General features: G+C 66.8%; 3 protein-coding genes. All 3 read left to right on the top strand.

From position 1 onward, the window contains the following. Window positions 1-1,541, top strand: a 1,541-nt coding sequence (locus tag ACWFR1_RS39140) for a VCBS repeat-containing protein (RefSeq protein ID WP_453560581.1), incomplete at its 5' end; no start/stop codon positions are given. Further along, complete coding sequence (locus ACWFR1_RS39135; protein ID WP_453560578.1) at window positions 1,541-5,326, top strand: LamG domain-containing protein; 3,786 nt, start codon at window positions 1,541-1,543, stop codon at window positions 5,324-5,326. The genes ACWFR1_RS39140 and ACWFR1_RS39135, both read left to right, overlap by 1 nt. 200 nt (window positions 5,327-5,526) lie before the next feature. Continuing rightward, the coding region (locus ACWFR1_RS39130; RefSeq protein WP_453560575.1) for an RHS repeat-associated core domain-containing protein at window positions 5,527-11,673 on the top strand (6,147 nt) is incomplete at its 3' end.

Raw genomic sequence — 11,673 nt, 5'->3', positions numbered from 1 at the left:
CGCGCCGGCGGACGTTCCGACAACGTACGGCGGCCATCACGAGTGCCTTCGTCGTGGCTCTGGCCGGACTTGGCATTGCGTTGCCCGCGACACCCGCTGCCGCCGTCGGTTGCTCCGGCGTCGAATCGGACTTCAACGGTGATGGGATCCGTGACACGGCGATCGCCGACCCGGAGGCGACCGTCGGCACCTTCACGCGGGCCGGCAAGTTGACCGTCGTCTACGGAGGTGGAAAGGGCACTCTGGAGCTCGTCCAGGGGACCGGTGGCATCCCCGGCTATCCGGAGGCGGATGACCAGTACGGATTCGCACTCGCCGTCTACGACGCGGACCTTGACGGGTGCTCCGACCTTGTCATCGGCAACCCGTACGAAGACCTGTCCACCGTCGCCGACGCCGGCTGGGTCCACATCGTCTACGGGTCCCCGACGGGCCTCAACGCGGGCAAGGCAGTCAAGGAACACTCCCAGGTCGCCGGCGGCACCGTCGGCGGTGCCACGGAGTCAGGCGATCGGTTCGGGTACTCGCTCACGGCGGGCAGAACGGCCGCCGGTGTTCCCTTCCTGGTCGTCGGCATTCCTGGGGAGTCCAACGCTGTCAACACTGTGGGCGCCGGCGCCTTCGCCTACATCCACGGGACCGCACAGACGGTCGTCATGGTCACCCAGGACGGCGAAACGGCCGGTCCGGTACCCGGCGCAGCAGAAGCGGACGACCACTTCGGGGCGTCCCTCGCCTCCACACCCCTTCATTTCACGGTCAGCTCACCCGGCGAGGCGCTCGGTTCGGTGGGGTTCGCCGGTTCTGCCGCGGTCTTCAGCCACACGCTGGTCTCGGGGTACCCCAAGCCGCTCTTCGGTGTGTCGCAGGACCTGGACAACGTCCTGGGAAGCCAGGAGCTCAGCGACGGATTCGGTACATCCCTCGCCATGGTGCCGTACCGGCACAACGGCGCCACCACCACGAACGAATCGCTCCTTGCCGTCGGTGTGCCCGGAGAGGACCTGGCGTCGGCCCAGGATGCGGGTGCCGTCCAGGTCTTCCGGATCACCGCGGCAGGCACGCTCCTCGAAGTGGCATGGATCGATCAGGACATGCCCGACGTGGCGGAGAGGACCGAATCGGGCGACCTCTTCGGCCAGCGCATGGTCGCGTTCAACACCTCACCGAACGCCACAAGCTCGGCCACGACCAGCCGGATCGCCATCGCTGCTCCCGGCGAGGAAACAGGTGACGACACGCGCGACACAGGCGCTGTCCAGATCATGCCGCTGATCGGCGCGGCGGGAGCCTCCGACGCCTGGCTCGAACCCGGCACCGGGATTCCCGGCGCCCCGGCCACGGGGCAACTGACCGGATTCGGCCTGGGGGCTGCCTCGAACGGGGTCTACGTCGGAATGCCCTACGGCCCCGCAGGGAGCCACGCCGTCCATCTCTTCCCCTGGAACGTGGCGTCCGGCGGCGCACCCACCCTGACGATCAGGCCCGGAGAGAGCGGAATTCCCGCAGGCGACACCGCCTTCGGCGCCGTGGTGCGCTGATGAACAGCAAGGAGAGCGGACGCATGTCCGGACGCAGACGTCGCGGCATCGTGCTGCGCGGAGCGATCGCCGCAGCCATGGCGGCAACCGTATTGCCGAAACACGCGCATGAGGGTGAGCGGAATGGGACGGCAAGGGCGGGGAGTGGCAGGGTGGCAAGAAACGGAAGGCTGAGAGGCGTGGGGCTGCTGGCTGTGGCCGTGTCAAGCGCCGTACTGGCTGGCGCGCTGGTGGGCGTTCAGCCCGCGGTCGCGGAGCAACTGGCCGACCAGATGGAGCCGGTCGCGGTTGGTGCCCCGGCGCAGACCGAGGAGCAGGCGCTTGCGAAGGCGCGCGAGACCGGCGCGAACGTGGAAGTCGTCGACCTGAGGTCAGAACGCCGGGAGGTGTTCGCCAACCCGGACGGTAGCTTCACCGCGCGCCAGTACACCGAGCCGGTCCGTACGGTCCGGGACGGCAAGTGGGTCGACATCGACACCTCGTTGGTACGCGGTGCGGACGGCCGGTGGACGCCGAAGGCGGCCACGGTCGGCATGTCGTTCTCCAATGGCGAGGCGGGCAAGTCCTTCGTCACCATGAACCGCGCGGGCCGGGAGTTTTCCCTGACCTGGCCGTACGGCGAGCTGGCCGCCCCGAGCGTCGAGGGCGACACCCTCACCTACGCCAACGCCATCGAGGGTGTCGACCTGGTGGTGCGCGCCGAGGCCGGCGGCTTTCGCCATCTCCTGGTGGTGAAGACCCCCGAGGCGGCTGCCGACCCGAGGCTCGACCGCATCGAGCTGGGCATGAACGCCGACGGGCTGAAGATGACCCAGAACGCGACGGGTGCTCTCGTCGCCACGGACGCCGCCGTGGGCGGCACCGTCTTCGAGACCAGCGCTCCCACCATGTGGGACTCCGCCTCCGTGGTCGAGCAGGCCGCGAAGGAGGATGGGGCTCCTGCGGTCGCCGAGGCCGTCGAGACCGTGCGCACCGCGGTGCAGGCTCCCCTCGAAGGGGCCGAAGGCGGTGGCGCCGATGCTCAGCTGGACATCGAGCTGTCGAACGGCAAGCTGACCCTTATACCGGATCAGGAGATGCTGGAAGGCGCGTCGACAGTCTTTCCGGTCGTCATCGACCCCGTATGGCTGCCCAGTTCCCGCACTTCGTGGACCGGCGTCATGTCCGGCCTGCCGAGCGAGCAAGACTGGAAGTACTCCGACAGTGCCGGTGTCGGTCGCTGCCCGACCGACTACAACCCGGTTTCCTGCAACGGAGTAGGCGTGCGCCGAGTGCTGTTCACGATGCCGTTGTCGTTCTACAAGGGAAAGCAGATCCTGGGCGCTACCTTCTCTGCCCGGGTCGCACATATCTACAGCGCCTCGCCTACGGCCGAGCCGATCCAGCTCTACCGCATCGGTGGCAAGAACCGGTCGCTGTCGCTGTCTGACGACTGGAACAGCACGCAGGACGAATGGTCGGATTACCTGCAGACGGTGGACAAGGCGATATCGCCCACCACATGCGCGTCCTCTCAAGCCAACCTCCATTTCGAAGGCGGTGCGAGCGGTGAGCTGACCACTGAGGTCAAGACTGCCGCTGCTGAGGGCTGGGACGCGATGACGCTGGGGCTGAAGGCGGCTGACGAAAGCCGTTTCGCCGAGTGGAAGCGCATCTGCGGCAACGCCTACCTGTCGATCGCCTACAACAACCTGCCTGGCCAGATCCCGACCACCAAAATGTCGTCCAACCCGGGCGGTGCTTGTAAGTGGGGTGCGGCGCGTCCTCTTGCTGAGGAGCTGCCGAAGCTGCGTGTGTATGCCTCGGACCCGGACCACGGCAACGGCCGGACGGACAAGGTCAAGGTCCAGTTCATGGTGGCCTGGACGCCCGTAGGTTCCACCACGGAGACGTACTACACCTATGACACGGGCTACCTGTCGCCCACCAGCACAACGCCGTTCGAACACACAGTGAGGTCGGGTATCCCGGAGAACGTCGTCATCTCCTGGGCGGCTCGCGCCCACGACGGCGACGGCTGGGGGCCCTGGAGCAACTACGGATCCCCACAGCGCTGCGAATTCACCTACGACATCACTCACCCGGGCAAGCCGACCATCATGTCCAAGGAGTACCCGGCCGGCACGGTCTGGCACGACGGGGTCGGTACGGTAGGCAACTTCACCTTCGCCCCGAACCGGAACGACAAGATCGCGGACACTGACGTCGTCAGCTACCGCTACGGCTTCGACAGCAACGCGACCCCTGTGACCTCGATCGCTCCCGCTGCCGCGGGCGGTGCCGCCACCGTGAAATGGATGCCAACCCGTTCGGGCAGGCACTGGGTCGACGTCATCGCTGTCGACAGGGCAGGCAACCCGAGCTCCCTGGGCCGCCACGAGTTCCTGGTCACCGAGGGCAGGCCGGTCGTCGCGCAATGGAATCTGGCCGACAAGGCCGGCGACACTGTGGCCGAGGACGAGGTCGGTGACGTGAAGAGTGACTACTCCGCCGACAAGGGCCCTGGTGTGACCTTCGCGGTGGAGGGCCCGGGTGGCAAGGTGGACGCTGCTGCCTCGTTCGACGGCACGTCCGGCGCCTACCTGGACGCCACCGCGACGGTCATCGACACCAGCAAGAGCTTCACCGTCAGCGCTTGGGTCCGCCCGACTGCGCTGGACCGCAACATGACCGTGCTCAGCCAGGACGGCACCGGTGAGCCCGGCTTCACCCTGGGCTACGACGCAGCGGCCAAGACCTGGGCCTTCTCCATGGCCAGTTCCGACGGCGACTCGCTCGGCGACTGGAAGGCGGCCGCCACCGGCATTACCCCGCTGAAGGACCAGTGGATCCTGTTGACCGGCGTGTACGACGCCGATAAGACCGGTGGCCCGGAGATGCGGCTGTACATCAACAAGGACTCCAGGGGAACGGCCACGCGTCGCTCAGTGTGGCGTTCCCACGGACCCATGCAGATCGGCCGGACCACCGCCAAGAGCGGATACCGTGACTATTTCAGCGGTGACATGGCCGAGGTCCGGGTCTTCGACCGGATCCTTCCCCCTGCCCAAGTGGCCGAGCTGATGACCGTCAAGCCGCAGCGCAAGGGTTACTGGCAGCTCGACACGGCGACCGGTGCCGAGTCCCCGGAAACCGCCAACGGCCAAGCACTCACGCTTGCCGGCAACGCGTGGATCAACCACTCGGATGACGAGGTGTTCGACCCCCGGTTGGTCGGCGTCGGCCACCTGGAGCTGGACGGCGACGGTGATTACGCCTCCACCGCGACGCCGCCGATCACCGGCATGACGAGCTTCACGCTCACCGCGCGTGTCCAGCTGCCCTCGCTTTCAGACAAGGCACAGACGGTGCTGTCGCTGCCTGGCGCCAACGCCAACCGTGTTCAGGTGCGCTACCGGCCCGGTGCCCTTGTCAACCAGGTGGACTCCCGGTGGGAGCTGGCGGTGGCGACCGAGGACACCACCGTGGCCACGGTGAAAACGTTCAACGATGACGTGACCCCGCCGGATACCGGAGACTCGGGCCAGCACCTGGCCGTCGTCTACGACGCCGTCGCCAACGACATCCGGCTGTACCTCAACGGCGAAGAGAAGCTCGCCGCACCAGCCCACGGCACCGACAACACCCTGTGGCCCGCGACCCGGGGGCTTCAGGTAGGACGGTCCCTCGTCGGCGCCCCCGAGTACTTCGCCGGCGTCATCGACGAGGTGCGTGTCTACAACGGTGCGGCCGACCCAGTCGCCATCAATCAGATGGCGCAGACCGTGGCCGTGCCCGAAATGTAAGTCGGGATGGGCATACCGGCCCGGCTCCGGGCGGGTACGCCCATCTTTCCCGGAGCGGGAGGGGCAACGCTGCCTCTCCCGCTGTTCTCTGTTTCTCATTTCCCTGAAATGTGGGGCTTTCCATGCCATTTCGTGGCCGGTTGTTGAACCGCCGTATACCAAGAAGTGCCTTGCACGGCCTAGCGGTGGGCCTTGCCCTGGTGTTGTCCGCATCGACCGTCGAGCAGGTCTCCTTCGCCGCTGACAAGGGCACCCAGCGGCCTGGCGTCCAGGACATGGGCGACCCTGTCGTGGGCAAGGACGCCGGGGTGAAGAAGCGCCCCAAGGACGCGGCCCGTGCCGCCGCCGTCACCACGCTTGACACGCCGGCCTGGCCCCGTCAGGCCCACGCCGAGGTGGCCGTCGAAGCCCCGGGCGGCGCAGATCCCACAACCAGGATCGGCACGCTGCCAGTCAGGGTCGAAGCGCTGAAGCAGCCCGAGACCAAGGCGAGGACTGCCACTGGAGCAGCGTCTGCCGCCTCAGCGGATGTCCCCGCCATGGTCGCGGTCGACGTCCTCGATCCACGGCGGGCCGCCGCGCTCGGCGCGGGCGCCCTGCTCGGCGTGGAACGCGCCGACGGTGGTAGCCAGCCCGCTAAGGTCCGGCTCAGCGTCGACTACTCCTCGTTCGACGAGGGCTTCGGCGGTGACTACGGCGCCCGCCTGACCCTCGTACAGCTTCCCGAATGCGCGCTCGTCGCGTCCCCCGGAAGCGAGAAGTGCCCGGAGCAGCCCAAGGTGCTGCCCACCCGCAACGACCTCGTCGCCAACACCCTGTCGGCAGACGTACTTGCGGCCCCGGACTCCTCGGGCGTGTCGACGATGACCGGCGGAGGCATCTCCCTCCTCGCGGTGACGGCTGGCCCGTCCTCCGCCCAAGGCGACTACAAGGCCACCTCGCTAGCGCCTTCCGCGACCTGGACGGTCTCTCCCTCCTCCGGTGGCTTCTCCTGGAGCTACCCACTGCGTTCGGTGCCGACCCCGGGCGGTCTCACCCCGAGCCTGGGCCTTGGATACTCCTCCCAGTCGGCCGACGGCCGCACCGCCGCGACCAACAATCAGGGGTCCTGGATCGGTGAGGGCTTCAGCTACGAGTCCGGCTACATCGAGCGCCGCTACAAGCCCTGCTCGAAGGACGGCCACACCGGCTCCGGCGAGCAGTGCTGGGCGTTCGACAACGCCACGATCATGCTGGACGGGAGTTCCGGCGAGCTGGTCAAGGACAGCACCACAGGCAAGTGGCACCTGTCCAACGACAACGGCTCCAGCGTCGACAAGCTGACCGGCGCCACGAACGGTGACGACAACGGCGAATACTGGCGCGTCACCACCTCCAATGGCACGGAGTATTACTTCGGCCTGAACCGCCCGACCGGCTGGGCCGCAGGCAACGAAGAGACCCAGTCGGTCTGGACCGCCCCCGTCTTCGGTGACGACTCAGGCGAGCCCTGCTACAACGCCACCTTCACCAGCGCGCACTGCAAGCAGGCCTGGCGCTGGAGCCTGGACTACGTCAAGGACACCCACGGCAACGTGATGTCCTACTACTACCAGCCCGAGACGAACTACTACGCACTCAACGGTAAGACCGACGTGAACGGCACTGCCTACCACCGTGGTGGGTACCTCAAGCGCATCGACTACGGTCAGCGCGACGGTCAGGTCTACGCGGCCAAGGCGCCGGCCCGGATCTCCTTCTCCGTCGCCGAGCGCTGCCTGCCGGACGCGGAGTTCGACTGCGCCGAGTCCAAGCGCTCCCCGACCAACGCCGCACACTGGCCCGACACTCCGGTCGACCAGGAGTGCAAGGCCAACACCAAGTGCACCGTCGGTCAGACCTTCTGGACCACCAAGCGCCTGACGGGCATTACCACCCAGATGCGTAAGGACGCCACGACCTACCAGGACGTGGACCACTGGGCCCTGACCCACCTCTTCACCGCCAACGGCGACGACTCCAAGACGCTGTGGCTGTCGAACATTCAGCACGAAGGCCGTGTCGGCACAGTCGTGAAGCTGCCCGCGGTGGAACTCTTCGGTGAACAGCTTGCCAACCGGGTGGACGCGGTCGGCGACAACATCGATCCCTTCTACCGCTACCGCCTGTCCATGGTCCTGAGTGAGACCGGTGCTCAGCTCGACGTCAACTACGCCCCCGCCGAGTGCGTCAAGAGCACGCTCCCGGCGCCGGGCGAGTCGACCAAGCGCTGCTACCCGGTCCAGTGGGCCCCGCCCGGCTACCTGGAGCCCAAAACCGACTGGTTCCACAAGTACGTGGTCGCGGAGATCGTCGAGACCGACCGGACCGGCGGCAGCGACGGACTTGTCACCCGCTACGACTATTCCGGCGGAAAGGCGGCCTGGCGCAAGGCCGAGCCGGACGGCATGACGGAGGACAAGTTCCTTACGTGGAGCGGATGGCAGGGCTACGACCGGGTCACCGTCACCAGCGGCTCTGCCGACAGACAGACCACCCGTATCGAGTACCACTACATGCAGGGCATGGACGGCGACAGGACGTCCTCAGGCGGAACCCGTTCGGCAAAGGTCACCGACTTCAAGGGCACCGAGCACACCGACTCCAAGGAGTACGCCGGCCACGAGCTGGAGGCGTCCACCTACAGTGGCGGCAAAATCGTCTCGCGCACCATCAGCGAGCCCTGGAAGCACGTCACCGCGACCCAGACGAACAGCTGGGGCACCTCCTACGCCACGATCGTCAAGCCCCGGGTGACGCGCGGATTCTCGCTCCTGTCGAATGACGCCTGGCGCGAGACCAAGTCCATCTCCACCTACGACACCGCCACCCGCACCGGCCGTGTCACCCAGATCGAGGCTCTCGGCGACGTCTCCACGACCACCGACGACACCTGCACGCGAACCTGGTACGCCGACAACACCACCAAGAACATCCTCTCCCTGCCCAGCCGCAGTGAAGTGGTCTCGGTGAACTGCTCTGCCACACCGGACCGCAAGACCCAGGTCCTGGCGGACGAGCGCACCTCCTACGATGGAGGAGCCGTCGGCGCGGCCCCGACCAAGGGCGACGCCACGCAGACCGAGCGGATGACCTCGCACAACGGCACCACCGCCACCTACCAGGTCACCGGCACCACCGGCTATGACGCCTTCGGCCGTGTCCAGTGGCAGAAGGACGCCAAACTCAACGAGACCAAGACCGAGTACACCGACGTCAACGGCCTCGCCAGCAGCAGCAAGTTCACCAACGCCCTCGGTCACGTCACCACCACCAACTACGCCCCGGCCTGGGGCCAGTCGATCGGCCAGACCGACCCGAACGGCAAGCGCACCGACCTCGCCCACGACTCCTTGGGCCGCCTGACGTCGGTCTGGCTTCCGGACCGCCTGAAGGGCCAGACGCCGAGCATCAAGTACACCTACACCGTCCGTACGGACAAGCCGACCTGGATCCGTACCGAGAAGATCCAACGGGGCGGCACCTACGGCGCTGAGTACCAGCTGTACGACAGCCTCCTGCGAGGCCGCCAGATCCAGACCGAAGGCGTCAACGGCACCCGTCTGGTCGCCGACTCCTGGTACAACGGCACCGGCAAGGTCAAGAAGACTAACGCCACGTACAGCGCCGCAGGTGCTCCCTCCGGCGAACTCCTGGAGGTCACCAACGGCGCAGTCGGAGCCCAGAACCTCTTCGAATACGACGGTCTGGGCCGGACCACCGCAGAGGTCTTCGCCGTTGCCGGCGACGAGCAGTGGCGCAGCACCACCACCTACGACGGTGAGCTGACCCACTTTGATCCGCCTACCGGCGGCGTGGCCACCACCGCGGTGTCCGACAGCGAGGGACGCACCACCCGCCTGCGCCACTACCGCGGTGATCGGCCCGACGCGCTCCTCGGCTACGACGACACCAACTACACCTACACCCGCAACGGTCAGCTGGAGACCGTCACCGACGACCAGAGCAACGTCTGGCGCTACGAGTACGACCAGCTCGGCCGCAAGACCAAGTCCATCGACCCGGACGCGGGTACATCCCGGACTGACTACGACGAACTCGACCGTCCGATCGCCAGCTACGACGGGCGCAACAGGAAGATCTCCACCCAGTACGACAAGCTCTCCCGTCCCACCTTCACCTGGGAGGGCGAGCCGACTACCGGAACCAAACTCACCGAGACCCGGTACGACAAGGCCGGCTGGCTCGGCATGGCCTACGCCACGCTGCGCTACACCTCACCGACCGAGTACTTCGCCACCGTCACCCAGTCGGTGGACGACTTCTACCGTCCGCTGAAGACCGCCTACGCCATCCCCGCATCGCAGGGAGCTCTGGCCGGCACCTACGTCTTCACCAACAGCTACTACGCCGACGGCACCGCCCAGGGCGTCGGCCTCCCTGCCGCGGGCGGACTGCCCGCCGAAGCAGTCGTCTTCGGATACGACGAGCTCCAACGCCCCACCACCATGACCGGCAGTACCTCGTACGTCACCAACACCCTCTACTCCAGCAGAAGCCACGTGCAGCAGCTGGAGCTGTACGCGGGCAGTGGCAAGAAGGTCTGGCAGACCTTCGAATACGAGAAGGGCACCGACCGACTCACGAAGTCAACCGTCGACGTCTATCTCGCCAGTGCTCCGGCCAAGCAGACCGGCTACTCCTACGACCAGGCCGGTAACGTCCTGTCGGTCTCGGACACGTCCAACGCCGCATCCAACGACGTCCAGTGCTTCCGCTACGACAACGGACAGAGCCTCGCCGATGCCTGGACTCCCGCCGCCTCCGCCGCGGACGCGACCGGCAGCGGCACGGTGGGCACACGTGTGACCGTCACCGGTTCCATGCCCAAGGCGTGCGAGGCGGCTCCCGGCACCACTGCCCTGGGCGGCCCGGCTCCGTACTGGAAGTCGTACGCCGTCGACTCCATCGGCAACCGCACGTCCGAGACGATCCACGACATCTCGCTGGACGCCTCGAAGAACATCACTCGTACCTACGAGTACGGCGGCGCCGGCACCAAGGGCGACGGCCCGCACCAGGTCACCCGCGTTCTGGAGAAGACCCCGACGGGCGATCGACAGAACATCTACGAGTACGACGACTCCGGCAACACTACGAAGCGCGTCGTCGCAGGCAACACCCAGGACATTGTCTGGGACTCCAGCGGCAAGCCCACCAGCATCACGGACACCGCCGGATCGACCACATTCCTCTACGACGCAGGCGGCAACCGGATCGTCCGCAAGGACCCCAAGGCCACCACTGTCTACCTGCCCGGCATGGAACTCTCCCTCGCCGCCGGCAGCACCACGGTCACGGCCACCCGCTACTACTCACACGCAGGCCAGACCGTCGCCGTTCGTACCTCCGACGGGAAGCTCTCCTTCCTGGCCTCCGACCACCACGGCACCGGCGACGTCGCCGTCGACTCCGCCACCGGCACCATCACCCAGCGCCGCTTCGACCCCTACGGCGTCGCCCGCGGCACCGCCAGCGGCACCTGGACCGGCGACAAGGGCTTCGTCGGCGGCACCACGGATGCCTCGACCGGGCTCACCCATCTCGGTGCGCGTGAATATGACCCACAATTGGGCAAGTTCATTTCGGTCGACCCGATCATCGATTACACCCGCCCCCAACAGATCAACGGCTACGCCTACGCGAGCAATAGCCCGGTGACGCGGAGCGACCCTTCAGGCCTCATGGACACGACGCAGTGCGTCACGATGGCGTGCGCAGTGCAGCTGGGAGCCTTCGGGGAACCGGCCGCAGCGGAGGTGGAGGTTACCAAGGCTGAGGAGGACAAGAAGGCCGCGGAGAAGGAGTACGCAACAGTCAAGCAGCGCACGGTCAAGGCAGCAAAGGTCCTCGTCAAGATCGTCGCTGACGAACTCGGCATAACTGCCGCTTTCGACTGCGTTACCACCGGCGACATAGGCGCCTGCGGCGAAACACTGCTGAACATTGCCGGCAGCTTCGCGGGTGGCATCGCCGGCAAGCTTCTCGCCAAGTACGGTGCCCCGTGGGAATGGGCCAAGGCCGGCCGCTTGATCAAGCGGATCGCCGGCCTCGTCGACGAGATCGTCGACGGAGCCATGGGCATGCTCAAGTCCTCCAAGGCGGTCACCAAGGCGCAGGAGGCCCTCTCGGCCGCGCAAGCGAAACTGGGCAGGGCTAAATCCGGATCCTCTGGCGGGACATGCCCGACGCCGCACAGTTTCCTTCCAGGGACAAAGGTTCTTGCCGCGGACGGCAAGACTAAGCCGATCGAGGAAGTCGAGCCCGGCGACAAGCTCGTCGTCACCGATCCGGAGACGGGCGAGACT

The sequence above is a fragment of the Streptomyces sp. NPDC055103 genome (genome assembly GCF_053607625.1).
This window is presented reverse-complemented; position numbering and strand designations above follow the sequence as displayed.